This window comes from Streptomyces sp. NPDC012510 (assembly GCF_042955065.1).
Classification (GTDB): Bacteria; Actinomycetota; Actinomycetes; order Streptomycetales; family Streptomycetaceae; genus Streptomyces.
This window is the reverse complement of sequence record NZ_JBIBEN010000017.1, coordinates 210,471-228,956: the sequence shown is the minus strand read 5'-3', so window position 1 is coordinate 228,956 and position 18,486 is coordinate 210,471. Positions and strand designations below refer to the sequence as shown.

The following is an 18,486-nucleotide window of genomic DNA, read 5'->3' as shown; positions in this document are numbered from 1 at the left end:
ATGCTCCGCGACGGCACCTTCTACGAATCACGGCTCCCCGAAGCAGCCACCGCATGACCAGCCGGGCCTTGACGAAGGACATAGAGGCACCCCCCCGCACCCGCGCCCGTCAGACGACCGGCGCGCCGTACCCGTCCTTCGGCTGCTCGTCCTCGAAGGCCTCGGGATCCCGAGGCCCGAACAGAGCCGTCAGCCCCAGTTGGACGAGCAACCCCGCCAACGGCCACGCCAGCAACGCCCCCTTCGCCGCGAGCTTCAGCGGCGCGGAGAACGTCACGCCCTGCCCGACCTCCTTCGCCCGCGCGGCGACATCCATCCCGGGACCCAGCCACACTCCGAGCCGCCAGGCCAGCACGGCCCCCAGCAGCCCACCGACCATGAGCGCCACGACGAGCGGCACACCGCCACGCCGCCGCAGCAGGAAGACCACGAGTCCGCTCACCGCGCCCATGGCCAGCGCCAGCAACGTGAACGTGCCGTCGACACCGACGGCCTGCTCGCCCTCGGTGTCCTTGAAGTAGACCGCCGACCCGTCGGAGACGAGCGGCACATGCGGCGCCAGCCACCACCACAGCACTCCGAGCAGCGCACCCCCGAGCAGGGCCATGACCACGGTGACGACGACGGCCTCGATCAGCTCGGTCTTCAGCCCGGGGCCGGCCGGCTTCTCCGGCTCGTACCAGAGATGCCCCTCGCCCCCACCGCTGGTGGGCGGCGGAGCCCAGGGGTCGTTCGGCGGCTGGTTGTGCGGAGGAGGAGTCAACGGTGCGGTCACTCTGCCATCGTGCCAGGCCGGGCTGTGCGCCGCGTCACCGGACGGCGGCCCGACGATACGCCCAGGTGGCGACCGCGAGCGAGACGACACCGACGCCCGCGCACACGGCGAGGTCACCCAGGACGAACGCCCAGTCGGGATTCGGCGCGAACGTCCGCGCGAAGGCCTCCACGCCGTACGTCGAAGGCAGGAGATCCCGTGCGAACTGAATGAAGCCCGGCATCCGGTCGGCCGGCAGCACACCCAGCAGCAGCGCCGCCGACATGCCGAGCTGCCCGAGCACGGTGGCGAGTTCCGGGCGCGGGGCGAGCAGTCCCAGCGCGGCGCCCAGTCCGGCGAGCGCGGCCCCGGCGAGCGGGATCACGGCGACGAGCACCCAGAGGTGGACCATCGGCAGGCCGAAGAGCACGCATCCGAAGACGGCGGTCACCAGGGTGCCGGGGACGGTGAAGGAGGCGTACGCGCCGGCCGCGCCCAGCACCACGGCCGCCGGTGGCACGGGCAGGGTCGCGTAGTGGTCGAGGCCACCGCTGGACCGTAGCTGCCCGAAGTACTGGGCCAGCAGGTTCAGCGCGACGAAGGCCACGACGAGCACCGACGAACCGGCGACCACCGCATGCGCCTCGGCTCCGCCGTCCACCACACCGCGCATCAGGATCATGATCCCGATCGACTGGAAGGTGGCCACGAACAGCAGCGGGATCCGCGCGACCCGTGCACGGGAGAGCTGCGCCCGGTACACCGCGCAGAGCGACGGCCACAGCCGCGCGCGGGGCCCGAGCTCGGCGGCTCCGCGCTCCGCGTGCTCCTCGACGGCCAGGGCGCTGCCCGGCAGGATCTCGGCGGGTACGACACTCACGTCGAGCTGCTCCTCTTCGCTTCGGCTGTCGCCCATTCTCGTACGGCCGCGGCAGCCCTGCCGTTCACATCCGCACCGGCTGTTCTCCGGATCACGCCCGCGTCCCTCACCCCTTGACCAGCCCCTGTGCGCTGCCCGCGCTGCCGCCGAGCGCCAGGTAGACGTCCTCCAGGCTCGGTGTGGCGAGCGTGAAGTCGTCGAGCGCGACGAAGGCGGCGCCCCCGGTCACGGTGGCCACCACGGCGCGGGCTTCCTCCGGGGCCAGCCGGAGTGTCCAGCGGCTCCCGGACTCCACTGCGCGCGGGCGGAGCGCGGCGACCTCGGGCACGTCCAGCGGGGCCTTCTCGCGCCAGACCAGTTCGACACGGACCTCGCCCGCGACCCGCTCTTTCAGTCCGGTCGGCGTGTCGCAGGCGATGACACGCCCTTTGTCGAGGACCGCTACCCGGTCGAGCACGGTCTCCGCCTCGATGACGTTGTGGGTGACCAGCAGCACGGTGGTGCCCGACTCGGCGCGGCGCCGGTCGACGGCGGCCCACACCGCGCGCCGGGCCACCGGGTCCATACCGCTGGTCGGCTCGTCGAGGACCAGCAACGGCCGCTCACCGACGAGCGCGGTCGCGAAGCAGGCGAGCCGCCGCTGCCCGCCGGACAGCTTCTTCAGGGGCCGGGCGGCGAGCTCGGTCAGCCCCAGCTCCGCCAGCACGGCGTCCCGCTCGGCCCGCGCCCGCCGTACGTCGAGTCCCCGCAGCCGCCCGGTGGTCTCGGCGGCGAGCGCCACGGTCAGCTCGTCGAGGGCGGTCGACTCCTGCCCCAGATACGCGAGGATCCGCGCGGCCCGCTCCGGGTGCCGCACGATGTCATGGCCCAGGATCTCCACGGTGCCGTCATCGGGCCGCATCAGCCCGGTGAGCTGCCGAACGAGCGTGGTCTTGCCCGCCCCGTTGGGACCGAGCAGCCCGAAGATCTCCCCGCGCCGGACCTCCAGCGCGACCGCGTCATTGGCCCGCACCTCGGGAGTCCCCGGTGCCCCGCGCCGCCCGCGCGTCGCCGGGTACGTCTTGGTCAGTCCCCGCACAGCACACACGACGCCCCCACCCTGCCGGACCGACTGTGCCGTACGCGTACTCACGAGGGACGAGCCTACGGGGTCCTGGGTGCCGCATTTCCTCTGGGTCGCCCAGCCGAGCCCCCAAGGGGCGGGGACACCGCACTACCAGCCACGACACATGCGCAGCCGCCCCCAACAGTCGGCCCCGAGCCGCTGGGCGCCTTCAGCGCTCTCCCGCCGGCGCGTGCTCGGCCCCCGTCCGCGCATCGATCTCCCGCCAGAACCCGGCGCGAATCGCGTACCGGTCGTGCTCGTCGATCTGGTCGTCCTTGTGTGCCAGCAACCCGAACCGGGCCGCGTACCGCAGCAACTCCCCGTCCACCCGGTGCGGAACCCGCGGATACATCCCCGACAGCTTCTGCAGATGGGACTGGTCGGTCAGCCGTGCCATCCACCGTCGCGCGAACACCTGTCCGACCTCGAAGGGGTCGCCCCCGACGGTCGTGATGTCCTCCTCCCGGTCGGCCCACCGCTGCTCCGCACTCGTGAGCTGCGCCAGCGTCGGCATCGCGGCCGCCTCCGGCGGCTCCGCCGCGCCGCCGGGCCGGTCGACCCACCCCTTGTCGGACGACCACCGCAGCGTCGCGGTGGCCGGGTGCTGCACGGCGTGCGCCCCCGGCCCCCGCATCGCCGCCAGATCCTTCGGTGTCGGTACGCCCTTGGGTGTGGCCGTCCGCTCCTCCGTCCCGTTCGGCGAGGCGTCGGCCGCCGAGGCGTGCTCGGGCTCCACGGGCGCCCGCTCGGCGGCGGCGTGGGCCGACTCCGGCAGCGGCGCCGAGAGGATCGCGGCGATCTCCGGCACCGGCCGCGGCGCGCAGGCCCCGCCGAGGTCCTTGGCCCGTACGGCCTTGGTGATCCACATCCGGTCGAGCACGCGCCGCTCGTCCGCCTCGGCGACCAGGTCCTCGGACTGGTTGTAGTCACCGTCGGCGGCCTGCACCGCCCACAGGTGCACGGCGACGCCGTGCTCCTTGGCGGCCATCATGCCCGGCAGCAGGTCCCCGTCGCCGGTCACCAGGACCACGTCGGAACAGGCGCGGTTGCGGGCCAGCTCGGTCAGCTCGGCGTGCATGGCGGCGTCCACGCCCTTCTGTGCCCACCGCCCGTCGCTGCGGGTCAGGGCGCCGAGCCGTACGGTCACCCGGGGCATCACGCGCAGCCTGCGGTGCTCGGGCTGCGGGACGCGGTCGGGGGCGCCGTCGAACCAGTAGATGCGCAGCAGCGGCCGCTCGGTGTCGGCCTCGGCGCGCTCACGCAACCCCTGGATGAGGGCGGCGTGATCGACGGAGATGCGGGAGCGGGAGGGTTCCCCGGCGAGGAGGCTGGCAGCCGCGCCGAGCAGATACCCGGCGTCCACCAGGACGATGCAGCGGTCCACGCGATCCACCCTCTTTCCGGGAGGTTTGCTTCGGGCTTCCTTCGAGTCTGCCCGACCACGCGGAGGTTAACGGCCGGAACTCGATCTTCGGCGTGGCGATTCGCCGATGGGGCCCGTCGTCGTGGCACTCGCTTCGACCACTCTCGTCACGGACGGTGATTTTCCAACATGCGCGCCTTGTCGTGTCATGTGAGTCTGGTCGCGGCCCTGGCCCCTAGATCCCCCACAGGAGGCAGATCACCATGGCCAAGAACAAGAAGCAGGACCGCAAGCAGCCGCAGTCCGAGCGCGCACGGCAGGAGACGCAGCGCTCCCCGGTGGAGCCGCAGTCCGAGCAGCACGCGACCCCGATGACGCCCGGCGACATGGCCCGCAAGGGGCGGCACAAGCGCTTCGGTCACAACTGATCTGCGTGCACGGGCTGTTGCAGCCCGGGTACACCGAGGGGCGCATCCGGTGATCCGGATGCGCCCCTCGCGCGTGTGCGCCCGTCGGCCCGCCGGGGCCCGCTCAGCCGGCCAGGCAGGACGGGCCGAGCAGCACCTTCAGGTCACCGAACAGGGCAGGGTCGGGCTTCACCCGGTGCCGGTCGAGGCGGAGGACGGTCGTCTTGGTCGGGCCCTGGAGTCGGATGCGGACCTCGCTGTCGCCCTTGTGGTGGGTGAGGATCTCGCCGAGCCGGCTGACCATGGGCGGGGTGACCCGGGTGGCCGGGATGGTGAGGATCACCGGGGCGTTGGTGCCCGCGTTCGACAGGTCGGGGACCTGCATCTCCATCGCGACCAGCCGCGGCACATCCTCGCGCTTGTCCAGACGGCCCTTGACGAAGACGACCGCGTCCTCGACGAGTTGGGTCGAGACCAGTTGGTAGGTCGCCGGGAAGAACATGCACTCGATGGAACCGGCGAGGTCCTCCACCGTGGCGATCGCCCAGGCGTTGCCCTGCTTGGTCATCTTGCGCTGGAGGCCCGAGATGATGCCGCCGATGGTGACGACCGCGCCGTCCGCGTGCTCGCCGCCGGTGAGCTGGGCGATGCCCGCGTCGGCCTTGTCCGACAGCACGTGCTCCAGCCCGAAGAGCGGGTGGTCGGAGACATAGAGACCGAGCATCTCCCGCTCCTGGGCGAGCAGATAGGTCTTGTCCCACTCCTCGGTGGTGAACTCCACGTCAAGCCCGAAGCCCGGCTCGCTGCTCTCCTCCTCGCCCATGCCGCCGAAGAGGTCGAACTGGCCCTCGGCCTCCTTGCGCTTGACCGCGACCACGTTGTCGATCATCGAGTCGAAGTGCGCGGTGAGGCCCTTGCGGGTGTGCCCCATCGTGTCGAACGCGCCCGCCTTGATCAGCGACTCCGTGGTGCGCTTGTTGCAGGCGACCGCCTCGACCTTGTCGAGGTAGTCGGGGAAGGAGGCGTACTTCCCCTTGGCCTTGCGGCTGCGGATGATCGACTCGACCACGTTCGTGCCGACGTTGCGCACGGCTTCGAGGCCGAAGAGGATCACGTCGTCGCCCTGGGCGGCGAAGTTGTGCTCGGACTCGTTGACGTTCGGCGGGAGCACCTTGATGCGCATGCGCCGGCACTCGTTGAGGTAGACCGCCGACTTGTCCTTGTCGTCCTTGACCGAGGTGAGCAGCGCGGCCATGTACTCGGCCGGGTAGTTGGCCTTGAGGTAGGCGGTCCAGTAGGAGACGAGTCCGTACGCGGCGGAGTGTGCCTTGTTGAAGGCGTAGCCGGCGAAGGGGACCAGGACGTCCCACAGGGCCTGGATGGCCTCGTCGCTGTAGCCGTTCTTCTGGGCGCCGGCCTGGAAGATGGTGAAGTTCTTCGCCAGTTCCTCGGGCTTCTTCTTGCCCATCACACGGCGGAGGATGTCGGCCTCACCGAGCGAGTACCCGGCGATGATCTGGGCGGCCTTCTGCACCTGCTCCTGGTAGACGATCAGGCCGTAGGTGACCGCGAGGACCTCTTCGAGCGGCTCCTCCAGTTCCTTGTGGATCGGCGTGATCTCCTGGCGCTTGTTCTTGCGCTCCGCGTAGTTGATGTGCGAGTTCATGCCCATCGGGCCCGGCCGGTAGAGGGCCGAGACGGCGGAGATGTCCTCGAAGTTGTCGGGCTGCATCTGGCGCAGCAGGGAGCGCATGGGGCCGCCGTCGAACTGGAAGACGCCGAGGGTGTCGCCGCGGCAGAGCAGTTCGAAGGTCTTGGGGTCGTCCAGCGGGAGGGCGAGCATCTCCAGGTCGATGCCCTTGTTGGCCTTCACCATCTTGATGGCGTCGTCCATGATCGTGAGGTTGCGCAGGCCGAGGAAGTCCATCTTCAGCAGGCCGAGCGACTCGCACTGCGGGTAGTCCCACTGGGTGATGGTCACGCCGTCGGTGTGCCGCACCCAGATCGGGGCGTGGTCGACGATGGGCTCGCTGGACATGATCACGCCGGCCGCGTGCACACCCATCTGCCGGACCAGGCCCTCGACGCCCTTGGCGGTGTCGATGACCTTCTTCACGTCCGGTTCGTTCTCGTACATCGACCGGATCTCGCCCGCCTCGCTGTAGCGCGGGTGGGAGGGGTCGGTGATGCCGTTGAGGTCGATGCCCTTGCCGAGGACGTCGGCGGGCATGGCCTTGGTGAGCCGGTCGCCCATCGCGTACGGGTAGCCCAGCACGCGCGCGGAGTCCTTGATGGCGTTCTTCGCCTTGATCTTGCCGTAGGTGCCGATCATGGCGACCTTGTCGGCGCCGTACTTCTCGGTCACGTACCGGATCACCTCGACGCGCCGGCGCTCGTCGAAGTCGATGTCGACATCGGGCATGGAGATGCGCTCGGGGTTGAGGAACCGCTCGAAGATCAGACCGTGCGGGATCGGGTCGAGGTCGGTGATGCCCATGGCGTACGCGACGATCGAGCCGGCCGCGGAACCTCGGCCGGGGCCGACCGCGATGCCCTGCTTCTTGGCCCACATGATGAAGTCGGCGACCACGAGGAAGTAGCCCGGGAAGCCCATCGAGATGATGGTGTCCATCTCGTACTCGACCTGCTTCATGCGGTCGTCCGGGATGCCGTCCGGGAAGCGGCGGTGCATTCCGCGCATGGTCTCCTCGCGGAACCAGCTGACCTCCGTGTAGCCCTCGGGGATGTCGAACTTCGGCATCAGGTTCCGGGCCTCGAACATGCCGGTGGTGTCGATCTGCTCGGCCACGAGGAGGGTGTTGGCGCAGCCCTCCTGCCAGGCGTCCGAGGAGTCGATGGCGTACATCTCGTCCGTGGACTTCAGGTAGTAGCCGGTGCCGTCGAATTTGAAGCGGTCCGGGTCGGAGAGGTTCTTGCCGGTCTGGATGCACAGCAGGGCGTCGTGCGCGGTCGCCTCGTGCGCGTATGTGTAGTGCGAGTCATTGGTGACCAGCGGGGGGATGCCGAGCTTCTTGCCGATCTCCAGCAGGCCGTCGCGGACCCGGTGCTCGATCTCGATGCCGTGGTCCATCAGCTCCAGGAAGTACCGGTCCTTGCCGAAGATGTCCTGGTACTCCGCCGCCGACTTCAGTGCCTCGTCGAACTGGCCGAGGCGCAGCCGGGTCTGCAGCTCGCCGGAGGGGCAGCCGGTGGAGGCGATGAGGCCCTCGGACCACTGGGAGATGGTCTCCTTGTCCATCCGGGGCCACTTCTGCAGCCAGCCCTCGGCGTACGCGTCCGAGGAGAGCTTGAAGAGGTTGTGCAGGCCCGTCTTGTTCGCCGCCCAGATCGTCTTGTGGGTGTAACCACCGGAACCGGACACGTCGTCACGCTTCTGGTGCGGCTGGCCCCACTGGATCTTGCGCTTGTTGCGCCGGGACTCGGGGGCGACGTACGCCTCGATGCCGATGATCGGGGTGACGCCGGCCTTCTTCGCGGAGTGGAAGAAGTCGTACGCCCCGTGCAGGTTGCCGTGGTCGGACATGGCGATGTGGGTCATGCCCATCTCGTTGCACGCGTTGAACATGTCCTTGAGCCGCGCGGCACCGTCCAGCAGCGAGTACTGGGTGTGGACGTGCAGGTGCGTGAACGGCGGCTTTGACACGGCTTCGGCCTCCAGGGGACACGGGGAAAACAGGCGTGGAAAACGGGCGTGAACGACTTCCCCACGGGCTGCGGACAGTCTGGGGGACAGCGTCGAAGTCTATGCCTCGGGACTGACACGAGGAGGGGGCTCCCCCGTACCTTTCGGGGAGGAGTCGTGGGCACTCCCGCGACTCCTCGGACGTTGAGAAGCCGACCCACCCGTGATCCCCCAGGAGGCACCCAGCGATGTCGGTTCCGCAGCTCGACGACGAGCGACGCGGCGAGGAGATCCTCGCCGTCTTCGACACCGCCTTCGGCCGGCTCCTGGCCGCCGACCCGGCCGCGTTCCGCGTGAAGTTCCGGAAGATGGCGGCCTCGGCCTTCGCGTTCTACCGGGGCACGGCGTGCCTGTTCTACAAGGACCTGGACCAGGAGAAGACGGGCGGGCCCTACCTGGACGAGCGGACCTCGCGCGTGTGGATCCACGGCGACCTGCACGCGGAGAACTTCGGCACGTACATGGACGCCACGGGCCGTCTGATCTTCAACGTGAACGACTTCGACGAGGCGTACGTCGGCCCCTTCACCTGGGACCTGAAGCGCTTCGCGGCCTCCGTGGCGCTCATCGGGTACGCGAAGGCGCTCAGCGACGAGCAGATCACGGAGCTGGTGGAGATCTACGCGGCCGCCTACCGCGAGCGCATCCACGCCGTGGCGGCGGGCGCCAAGCGGGACGAGGTGCCGCCGTTCACGCTGGACACCGCCGAGGGCCCGCTCCTGGACGCGCTGCGGGACGCCCGCTCGCTGACCCGCTTCGGCCTGCTGGACTCGATGACGGAGATCCGTGACTTCGAGCGCCGCTTCGCGCCGGGCGGCGGCTCCATCGAGCTGGACGCGGCCACGCGCTACAAGGTGCTGGCCGCCTTCGACGGCTATCTGGAGACGCTCCCCGAGTCCTCGCTGACCCGCCCGGACTCGTACCGGGTGAAGGACGTCGTCGGCCGCCGGGGCATCGGCATCGGCTCGGCGGGGCTGCCGTCGTACAACATCCTGCTGGAGGGCAACAGCGACGCGTTGGAGAACGACGTCGTGATCTACATCAAGCAGGCCCAGACCCCGGCCGTCTCCCGGCACATCACCGACCAGCGGATCCGGGAGTACTTCGAGCACGAGGGCCACCGCACGGTGATCTCGCAGCGGGCCCTTCAGGCGCACGCCGACCCGTGGCTGGGCTGGACCGAGCTGGACGGCGCCGGGCAGCTGGTCGCCGAGGTGTCGCCGTACGCGGTGGACCTGGACTGGAGCGACATCGACGACCCGGAGGAGATCGCGGCGGTCGTCGCCGACCTCGGCCGGGCCACGGCCACCATGCACGCGGCGGCGGACGACCTGACGGGGCAGTCCCTGGTGCCGTTCTCCACGGAGCGGGCCATCGACGCGGCCATCGCGGCCGACGAGGAGGGCTTGGCGCCGCTCCTGGTGGACTTCGCGCACTCCTACGGGGCACGCGCGCGTGCGGACCACCAGATCTTCGTCGACCTGTTCCGCAACGGCCGGATCCCCGGCCTGTAGACGTCCGTCGTCCACCGTCGGCGGCAAGGGGCCTTAGCGGCGAGGGGCCTTTAGCGGTCCCTTACGTGAGCGCATGGGAGACTTTCCAACGCCATGGACATATCCGGGACCCCTCTCAGAGCCGTACGCGCGGCGCTGTTCGCGACGGTCGTCGTGACGCTCGGCACCGCGTCGCACGTGTTGCTGTCCGGGGTCCCGCTGCCGCTGACGACCGTCGCCGTGATCGCCGGCGCCGTCTTCGCCGTCTCGTACGCGCTGGCGGGCCGAGAGCGCGGCTTCGGCCGGATCGCCGGTGTGCTGGTTCCGCTGGAACTGGCCGCCGACACCGTGTTCACCGCCGGTCAGCACGCCTGTTACGGCGAGGCGGGCGGCCCGGTCACGGGTCCGCTGCGCCAGCTCGGGCTCGATGTGTTGTGCGGCGGCAGCGTCGGAGCACCGCTGGCGCGGGTCACCGGAGGTTCCGAGCGGGCGTCCACGCTGCTGGCCGGTGCCGGCCCGGCCGCCGCCTGGCTGCTGCTCGCCGCGCACATCGGCGTGGGGCTGTTGGCCGCCGCCTGGCTGCGGCGCGGCGAGCGGGCGCTGGCCCAACTGCTGGACGCCGCGGTCGCCGCCGGGTTCCGGCCGCTGCTGATCGCGGTCGCGGTGGTCGCGGTACTGCCCGCCCGGGCGGAGCACCGGCCGACGCGCACCGCGCACCGCCCGGCCACCGCCCGCACCCTCCTCCACACCCACTCCCTGGGACGGCGTGGACCGCCGTGCTCGGTCACCTTCGCGTGACCACTTTCGGTCACCTTCGCGTGACCGCTTCTGGTCACCTTCGCGTGACCGCTTCTGGTCACCTTCGCGTGACCACCTCCTGAGCAGGAGCAGGTCCCCGACCACACGTACACACGTTTCCGCGCACCACGCGTGCGCGTCCCCAGGGAGTTCACCCACATGAGCAAGCGGAACAGCAACGCGGCGAAGTCGGCGGCCCGTGAGCGGCTGCGCCTGGAGCGCGAGCGTCAGGCCAAGCGGGCCAAGGTCAGGCGGCAGGCGATCGTGGCGTCCTCGATCGTCGCGGTCCTCGCGATAGCCGGCGGCATCGGCTACGCCGTCGTCCAGAACGGCAAGCCCACGAAGTGGGAGGAGGCCGCCGACGCCAAGGTGGTCGCCCCCGCCAACACCTCGGGCAAGAACGGCACCACCGTGCTGATCGGCGACTCCAAGTCCGACAACGTGGTCCACCTGTACGAGGACCCGCGCTGCCCGGCCTGCGCCAGCTTCGAACAGACGGTCGGCGAGACGGTCGACAAGGGCATGGAGGACGGCGACTACAAGCTCTCCTTCACGCTCGGCACCTTCCTCGACGGCAGCCTCATGGGCGAGGGTTCGAAGAACGCCCTCAGCGCGCTCGGCGCCGCCCTGAACGTCAGCCCCGAGGCGTTCCTCGACTACAAGGCCGCCCTGTACTCCGCCAAGTACCACCCCTCGGAGTCGACCGACGAGTTCGCCAAGGACGGCTATCTGATCAAGGTGGCGAACACGGTCGACGCCCTGAAGAACAACAAGGAGTTCCAGGACGCCGTGGAGAAGGGCACCTACGACGCCTGGGCGATGAGGATGAGCAAGTCCTTCGACGACGCCGAGGGCGTCCGGTCGACCCCGACCATCAAGATCAACAACAAGAAGATCACCAACCCGTCCTCACCCGCCGAGTGGGAGACGGCGCTGAAGAACGCGGGGATCACCAAGTAACGCCTGCACGCCGGTGCCCGCGCCGTGCGCTTGCGCCGCGGGTTTTCGCCGCCGGTTTGCGCCGCCGGTTTACGCCGTTCGCCCCCCTGAGTGCGGGCACCCTCTGAGGATTCCCTCGGGGGCGCCCGCACTCATGCCCGGCTACGGCGCGATGAAGGGCTTGACCCGCTTGCGGTAGTCCTTTGGTTCGACCTCGTTGTAGTACTTGTCCGCGTCCTCGCCCTCCGAGGTGAAGATGTAGTACGGGCACTCGTCGGACTCGACCTTGCCGGTGTGCTCGTACCGTTCCTTGCCGGTGCGCGCCTCGACCACGCGCAGCCGGTACGCGGTGTTGTACGTCCGGATCTTGAGCGGCTTGCCGTCGGCCTCCATGTCGCAGACCTTGCCGGTCGCGGTGGCCTTGGTGCGCTCGACGCAGACGACCAGCTCCGCCTGGGCGGGCTTGTCCCCGTAGTCGAGGAACCAGCCCTTGGGAAAGTCGCCGTCGGCGGGCACACCGCTCGTCCAGCCGTCACCGGTGCTGTTCATGAGCTGTGCCGGGTGCACGGTCTTCTTCTTGGGGTCATAGGCCGGCAGCCCAGCGAAGCCGAGCCCGTCCGTGCAGACCCGCTCCAGGTCCTGGGTGGTCACCGGCACCTCCGGTTCGTCCTCGGCGGCACCGGCGGCCCCGGCCGCCGACGACCCGCCGCTCCCTCCCCCGGAGGTCCCGGAGGTCCCGGAGGGTGACGAACACCCGCACAGGACCATGCCCAGCACTCCGGCGGTGACCCACATCCGGGCACGCTGCATTGACGACCTCCCTGCCGAAAGAACGAGAAGCAGGCAGGGCATGTCCCCCGGGCCATGCCCTGTCCCCCCTGCCCTGCCGAGACAGCAGCGTGCCGGACGCCGTGCCCCCGGGTATCGGGGAAGATCCCCCATGTAGGTGTGCGGCCGCTGTGAGAGCGGGGGCTAACCTGTACGCCTCGAAGGCGCATTCGACCGTCCCAACAGGGCGCAGGGAGCCTGGAGTTGTCGTCGTTCTCGTCGTTGCCGTCGTTGTCGTCGTTGTCGTCACCCGCCCTGGTCGGCAGGGAGGCGGAGCGCGACCTGCTGGCCGACGCCGTCGGGGCGGCCAGGGACGGGCGGGGTTCGTCGGTGTTCGTGCTGGGCGAGCCGGGCATAGGCAAGTCCCGGCTCGTCGAGGAAGCCGCGTCCGCCGCCGCGTCCGACGGGGCACGGGTGTTGCGCGGGCGGGCCGCCTCCGCGGGGCGTGCGGTGCCGTTGCGCCCCCTGGCGGAGGCGGTGTTCTCGGGGTTGCGCGGCGAGGGGGCGCCCTCGGGCGTCGAGCTGGGCCTCTACGAGCCGTTGCTGTCCCGGCTGTGCGGACTGGCACCCCAGGACGGCGCGCCGCTCGTCGGGTACGCCGAGGCGGTCCTGCGACTCCTGCACGTCCTCGGCCGGGACGGCGGCTGCGTCCTCGTCCTGGAGGACCTGCATGACGCGGACGCCGACACGCTCGCCGTCGTGGACTATCTGACGGACAACCTCTCCGGTCAGCGGGCCGTTCTGCTGGCCACCCTGCGCGGGGAGTCCGGCCCGGCGCTCGACCTCGCCGAGGCCGCCGCGTCCCGGCGTACGGCCCGTACGCTCCGCCTCGAACGCCTCGGGCCCGTCGGCACCGCCGAGTTGGCCGCCCGCTGTCTGGGGCACGAGGGCGCCGAGGACGTTCCGGCGGCGGTGTTGGACCGACTGCACGCCGTCTCCGAGGGCGTCCCCTTCGTGGTGGAGGAACTGCTGCGGGCCATGGTCGACGGCGGCGGTCTCGTGCGGGAGGGGGACTCCCGCTGGGCGGTGGCCGGTTCGCTCGAGGCCGGGGTCCCCGCGACCGTCGCCGCCGCGGTTCTGCAGCGTGTGGACCAGTTGCCGCCGCCGGGTGTCGCCCTGCTGGAGGCGGCGGCGGTCCTCGGCAGACGCTTCCCCGTGGACATCGCCGCCCGCGCCGCGGGCCTGGACCACGCCACGGCCCTCGCCCAGCTCCGCCACGCCGCCCGCGCCCACCTGGTCTCCGGCGCCGCCGCCCCGTCGGAACCCGGCTGGCACACCTTCCGCCACGCCCTGACCGCCGACGCCATCGCCGGGCGGCTGCTCCCGCCGGAGCGAGCGGCCCTCTGTCTGGCCGCGGCGGACGCTATCGAGGCGGCGACAGGAGCGCGAGGGGCGAGCCACGCGGGGATGAACGCCGCCGGGGACAACTCGACACGCCCGGGCACGCCGGGCGCGCCGAGCACGTCGGCCACTACGAGCACGCCGGCCGCGCGGAGCGCCCCTGGCCCCGAGACGGACGTACCTCCCACCCCTCCATCCGCAGAGCCCGGCAGCCGTCTCGCATGGCCCCCGTCGGCAGAGACCGGCAACCTCCTTGCCCTCCCCACGTCCGCGGATGACGGCACCCACCTCACCCTCCCCACATCCGCAGACCCCGCCACCCGCCTCACCCTCCCCACAGGAGACGTCGACGACGACCTGTCCCGCCTCGCCGCCGAGCTGTGCGTGGCCGGTGGCCGGCGGGCACGGGCGGCCGTGCTGCTCACCCGGGCCGGGCGACAGGCGGTCGCGCGGGGCGCTCTGCTGACGGCTGTGGAACTCCTCGACCGGGGCCTGCAGTTGACCGCCGACACCCCGGACACGCCACCCGAGGCCGTGGCCCGGCTGCTGGAGGAGCTGCTCGCCACGCTGGTCCTCACCGGTGACGTACGGCGGGTTCCCGAACTCGGGGACCGGCTGGAGCGGGTCCTGACGGCCTGGGGCGCGCCGGCCGGCCGGCGGGCGGCGGGATTCCTGACGCGGGCCAGGGCCGCGGCGACCGCCCAGCGGTGGGAGGAGGGCCTGACCGCCGTACGGCGGGCCAGGGAGCTGCTCGGCGACACACCCGCCCCGGCCTCCCGCGCCGCCCTGGACGCCGTCGCCGCCCACCTGGTGCTCAACTCACAGCGCCCCGACCGGCTGGAGAGCGCCCGAGCACTCGCCGAGGGGGCGGTCGCCACCGCCGAGGAGGTGGGGTTGCCGGAGGTGGCCTGCAAGGCGCTGAACATGCTCGGATACTGCCTGAGGCCCCACAGCCTCGGTGCGGCCGAGGACGCGTTCACCCGGCTGGTCGGCACCGCCGAGGCCCACACGATGCCGGTGTGGCGCATCCGGGGCCTGCTGGAACTGGGCGTGCTCGACCGGGTCCGGTTCACCGGCACGGACCGGCTCCTGGCGGCGCGCGGGGCCGCCGAGGAGACCGGCGCTGTGCTCATGACGGCCTGGGCCGACATGCATCTGACGCTCGCGCATGTGCTGCGTGACGAACACGACCGGGCGACGGAGTGCGCCCGGCGGCTCGGGGCGACGGCCCGCAGACTACGGCTGCGCGAGGTGGAGTTGATCGGCGTCGGCGTGGACGGCATCATCGCCGCCTCGCTCGGCGACCGGGAGAAGCTCGAAGCCACCGTTCGTGCCCTGGAGCGCGCGCTGGCCGGGCAGGGCGCGGGCGCCGTGTGGGGTTACGCCGACACCTCCGTGTGGGGCTGGGCCCAGGGCATCTGCTCACTGCTGCGGGAGGAACCCGACCGCGCGCTGGCAGAGTTCGCCGAGGCGGACCGGGTCATGCGGGCCCTGCCGAGCACCCGTGGTGTCACCGGGTTCCTCGGCCCGTACCTCCTGCTGCGCACCCTGCGCGGCGCGACCGACTGGACCGAACTGGACGGCCCCGGCACCGCCCGGCTCACCCAGGTCCACTGGGACCGTCCCTTCGCCGGCTGGTCCCGGGCCGTCCTGCTGGGCCGCGAGGGCCGAGCCGCCGAAGCCGCCAAGACGGCGGAGGAATCCCTGACCGGGACCGCCGTCATCCCCTTGGCCGCCCACCTCTGTCTGCGTCTGGGCGCCCAGGCCGCGCTCGCCGACGGCTGGGGCCGGCCCGTCGAATGGCTGCGCACCGCCGAGCAGTTCTTCCACGAGCGGGGCACGACGCGGGTGTCGGCCGCGTGCCGTGCCCTGCTCCGCGAGGCCGGCTCCCCCGTTCCCCGCCGCCGCCAGGGACACGACACCGTCCCCCGGGAACTGCGGCGCGCCGGTGTGACCGCCCGGGAGTACGAGGTCCTGCGCCTGCTCGGCGGCCGACTCGGCAACCAGGAGATCGCCGACCATCTCTTCCTCTCCCCGCGCACCGTGGAGAAGCACCTCGCCAGCCTGCGCCACCGCACCGACAGCCCCGACCGAGCCGCCCTGATCACCCTGGCCAAGCGGTACGCCGACGGCCACTGAGGCCCGCCGCACCGTATTTGGGGGCTGTCCCCCCATGTCCCCCCCTCCCCCGCCGGGACATGCTGAACCCGCTCGTCGGCCGCCTCGAAAGGCGGTCGGCATCGGCCCGTTCAACCACAGGAGCAGCATGGGACTCACCACCCGCAAGGGGTTAAAGGCGGCAGTGACGGCGACGGCGATGGGGGCGGCGGTTCTGTTGTCCGCCGGGCAGGCGCACGCCGCGACCGGCGTCACCGCGAACTCGGCCTTCATCAATGTCAACGCCGCCGCGGGCAAGGCCAACCGGATCACCGTCACCGCTTCGGGCACCAACGTCGTCATCACCGACACCGGTGACACGGTCACCGCCGGCGCGGGCTGCACACAGCGGACCGCGAACTCCGTGACCTGCCCGGCCGGTACCCGGACGCTGATCATCCAGACCGGGGACCTGAACGACTCGGTGCTGCTGCAGGCCAGTCTGCGGGCCTCGATCTACGGCCAGACCGGCAACGACCAGCTCCACGCCCTGGGCACCGGCCAGCGCGCCGTCCTGAGCGGCGCGGAGGGGGACGACAGTCTCTACGGCGGATCCGCCGACGACGACATCGTCGGGGGCACGGGCAACGACACCATGGTGGGCGGCGCCGGCAACGACCGCATCACCGCCCAGGACGGCCTGGGCGGCAACGACTACTCCGACGGAGACCTCGGCAGGGACGTCTGCGTGAGCGATGTCGGCGACCGGGAGTTCTCCTGCGACGACTGACGACGGGCGGCTGACGACACCTCGGTCGCCGCCCGCTCCGGCCACCGCACCACTGAGCCGGTGGCCGGAGCGGGCGAGCCCGGCCGGTGCACAAAGGCCGAGCCCCGCCCGGTGCACGAAGGACGAGCATCGCCCACCACTCCCAGGGGCGAGCACCGCCGACCAGTCCCATGGTCGAGCATCGCCCACCGCTCCCCTGGTCGAGCCCCCCAGGTGCACGGGCATACCAACAGCGCACGGCCGCCTGAACATTGGGCGTATCTCGCGTCTCCTGTCTTACCTCCCGCCTTACCCATCAGTAATCTGATCGCCCGTGACCAGTCGCAGATCTCACTCCAGCCCCAACTCCCCCGCCCCGAGCCGCCGTACGGTCGTCAAGGCCGCCGCGGCCGGAGCCGTCCTCGCGGCCCCGCTGACCGCCGCGCTCCCGGCGAGCGCCGCCGACGCCCCCGCCTTCCTGCACGGCGTCGCCTCGGGAGACCCGCTGCCCGACGGTGTCCTGCTGTGGACCCGCGTGACACCCACCCCCGCGGCGATACCCGGTTCCGGGCTCGGCCCGGACATCGAGGTCGGCTGGACCGTCGCCCTGGACAAGGCGTTCACCAACATCGTGGCCAAGGGCTCGATCACCGCGACCGCAGCCTCCGACCACACCGTCAAGGCGGACGTACGCGGCCTCGCGCCCGCCACCGACCACTGGTTCCGCTTCTCCGCCGGCGGCACCGACTCGCCCGTCGCCCGCACCCGTACCGCCCCGGCCGCCGACGCCGGCACGGCCCACCTGCGCTTCGGTGTGGTCTCGTGCGCCAACTGGGAAGGCGGCCACTTCGCCGCCTACCGCCATCTCGCCGCCCGCGGCGACCTGGACGCCTGGCTGCACCTCGGCGACTACATCTACGAGTACGGCACCGGCGAGTACGGCACCCGCGACAAGGTCGTACGACCGCACGCGCCCACCCACGAGATCGTCTCCCTCGCCGACTACCGCGTCCGGCACGGCCGATACAAGACCGACCTGGACCTTCAGGCCCTGCACGCGGCGGCGCCGTGCGTCGCGATCTGGGACGACCACGAGATCGCCAACGACGCCTGGTCGGGCGGCGCCGAGAACCACACCGAGGGCACGGAGGGCACCTGGGCGGCCCGTCAGTCGGCCGCCAAGCAGGCGTACTTCGAGTGGATGCCGGTGCGCCCGGCGATCGCGGGCACCACCTACCGCCGGCTGCGCTTCGGCAAGCTCGCCGACCTCTCCCTGCTCGACCTGCGCTCCTTCCGTTCGCAGCAGGTGGGGGTAGGCGACGGCGAGGTCGACGACCCGGAGCGCACGCTGACCGGCCGGGCCCAGCTCGACTGGCTGAAGGCGGGGTTGAAGTCCTCCGACACGACCTGGCGGCTGGTGGGCAACCCGGTGATGATGGCCCCCTTCGCCCTGGGCAACCTCACGGCCGACCTCTTCGAGCCCCTCGCCGAACTGCTCGGCCTGCCGAGGGAGGGCCTCGCCCTCAACCCCGACCAGTGGGACGGCTACACCGACGACCGCCGCGAACTCCTGGCCCATCTGCGGACCAACGCGATCACCAACACCGTGTTCCTCACCGGCGACATCCACATGGCCTGGGCCAACGACGTGCCGGTCAACGCCGGTACGTACCCACTCTCGGCCTCCGCCGCCACGGAGTTCGTCGTCACCTCGGTCACCTCAGACAACCTCGACGACCTCGTCAAGGTCCCCGAGGGCACCGTCTCAGCGGTGGCCTCCCCGCTGATCCGCGCCGCCAACCGGCACGTCCACTGGGTCGACACCGACCGGCACGGCTACGGCGTCCTGGACATCACCGCCGCACGGGCGCAGATGGACTTCTACGTCCTCTCCGACCGTACGAAGGCCGACGCGAGGTCGACCTGGGCGCGCTCGTACCGGACGCGGAGCGGGACGCAGAAGGTGGAGCGCACGTACGACCCGGTGTAGGTCCCCGGTGCGGAGCTCC

At 71.2% G+C, this 18,486-nt stretch carries 13 protein-coding genes; 7 read left to right on the top strand and 6 right to left on the bottom strand.

Features of this window, described 5'->3' with window-relative positions; translation table 11 throughout:
- Window positions 1-109 precede the first annotated feature (109 nt).
- The 4 genes from ACFY9I_RS29320 to ACFY9I_RS29305 form a co-directional block, all read right to left on the bottom strand.
- The gene (locus ACFY9I_RS29320; RefSeq protein WP_391006992.1) at window positions 110-775 is read right to left on the bottom strand and encodes a DUF2567 domain-containing protein; all 666 of its coding nucleotides are present in this window, start codon (window positions 773-775) and stop codon (window positions 110-112) included.
- A 34-nt stretch (window positions 776-809) separates the two neighbouring features.
- The gene (locus ACFY9I_RS29315; protein WP_391006990.1) at window positions 810-1,634 is read right to left on the bottom strand and encodes an ABC transporter permease; all 825 of its coding nucleotides are present in this window, start codon (window positions 1,632-1,634) and stop codon (window positions 810-812) included.
- A gap of 106 nt (window positions 1,635-1,740) precedes the next feature.
- The gene (locus tag ACFY9I_RS29310) at window positions 1,741-2,766 is read right to left on the bottom strand and encodes an ATP-binding cassette domain-containing protein (protein ID WP_391006988.1); all 1,026 of its coding nucleotides are present in this window, start codon (window positions 2,764-2,766) and stop codon (window positions 1,741-1,743) included.
- Between the two features lie 142 nt (window positions 2,767-2,908).
- The gene (locus ACFY9I_RS29305; protein ID WP_391006986.1) at window positions 2,909-4,123 is read right to left on the bottom strand and encodes an NYN domain-containing protein; all 1,215 of its coding nucleotides are present in this window, start codon (window positions 4,121-4,123) and stop codon (window positions 2,909-2,911) included.
- Window positions 4,124-4,365: 242 nt separating this feature from the next.
- On the opposite strand from ACFY9I_RS29305, the gene ACFY9I_RS29300 reads away from it, so the two are divergent.
- The gene (locus tag ACFY9I_RS29300) at window positions 4,366-4,530 is read left to right on the top strand and encodes a hypothetical protein (RefSeq protein ID WP_391006984.1); all 165 of its coding nucleotides are present in this window, start codon (window positions 4,366-4,368) and stop codon (window positions 4,528-4,530) included.
- Window positions 4,531-4,633: 103 nt separating this feature from the next.
- On the opposite strand, the gene dnaE is transcribed toward ACFY9I_RS29300, so the two are convergent.
- Window positions 4,634-8,173, bottom strand: a complete 3,540-nt coding sequence (gene dnaE / locus ACFY9I_RS29295) for a DNA polymerase III subunit alpha (protein ID WP_391006982.1) — start codon at window positions 8,171-8,173, stop codon at window positions 4,634-4,636.
- A gap of 227 nt (window positions 8,174-8,400) precedes the next feature.
- On the opposite strand from dnaE, the gene ACFY9I_RS29290 reads away from it, so the two are divergent.
- The 3 genes from ACFY9I_RS29290 to ACFY9I_RS29280 all read left to right on the top strand — a co-directional run bounded on the left by ACFY9I_RS29290 (window position 8,401) and on the right by ACFY9I_RS29280 (window position 11,463).
- Window positions 8,401-9,726 carry a DUF2252 family protein gene (locus tag ACFY9I_RS29290; protein WP_391006981.1) on the top strand — a complete coding sequence of 442 codons (1,326 nt, stop codon included), beginning with the start codon at window positions 8,401-8,403 and terminating at the stop codon, window positions 9,724-9,726.
- 93 nt (window positions 9,727-9,819) lie between these two features.
- Complete coding sequence (locus ACFY9I_RS29285) at window positions 9,820-10,503, top strand: hypothetical protein (protein WP_391006979.1); 684 nt, start codon at window positions 9,820-9,822, stop codon at window positions 10,501-10,503.
- 159 nt (window positions 10,504-10,662) lie between these two features.
- Window positions 10,663-11,463, top strand: coding sequence for a thioredoxin domain-containing protein (locus tag ACFY9I_RS29280; RefSeq protein ID WP_391006977.1), 801 nt, complete (start codon window positions 10,663-10,665; stop codon window positions 11,461-11,463).
- A 141-nt stretch (window positions 11,464-11,604) separates the two neighbouring features.
- Here ACFY9I_RS29280 and ACFY9I_RS29275 read toward each other — a convergent pair whose 3' ends face one another.
- The gene (locus tag ACFY9I_RS29275) at window positions 11,605-12,252 is read right to left on the bottom strand and encodes a hypothetical protein (RefSeq protein WP_391006975.1); all 648 of its coding nucleotides are present in this window, start codon (window positions 12,250-12,252) and stop codon (window positions 11,605-11,607) included.
- Between the two features lie 222 nt (window positions 12,253-12,474).
- Here ACFY9I_RS29275 and ACFY9I_RS29270 point away from each other — a divergent pair, with 222 nt between their 5' ends.
- The 3 genes from ACFY9I_RS29270 (at window position 12,475) to ACFY9I_RS29260 (ending at window position 18,467) form a co-directional block, all read left to right on the top strand.
- Entirely contained in the window at window positions 12,475-15,750 is a 3,276-nt protein-coding gene (locus ACFY9I_RS29270; RefSeq protein ID WP_391006974.1) for an AAA family ATPase, read from the top strand.
- Between the two features lie 127 nt (window positions 15,751-15,877).
- Window positions 15,878-16,498: a calcium-binding protein gene (locus tag ACFY9I_RS29265; RefSeq protein WP_391006972.1), complete on the top strand. Its 621-nt coding sequence runs from the start codon at window positions 15,878-15,880 to the stop codon at window positions 16,496-16,498.
- Between the two features lie 313 nt (window positions 16,499-16,811).
- Window positions 16,812-18,467 (top strand): alkaline phosphatase D family protein, encoded by a 1,656-nt coding sequence (locus ACFY9I_RS29260; protein ID WP_391006970.1) that lies wholly within the window; start codon window positions 16,812-16,814, stop codon window positions 18,465-18,467.
- Window positions 18,468-18,486 lie beyond the last annotated feature (19 nt).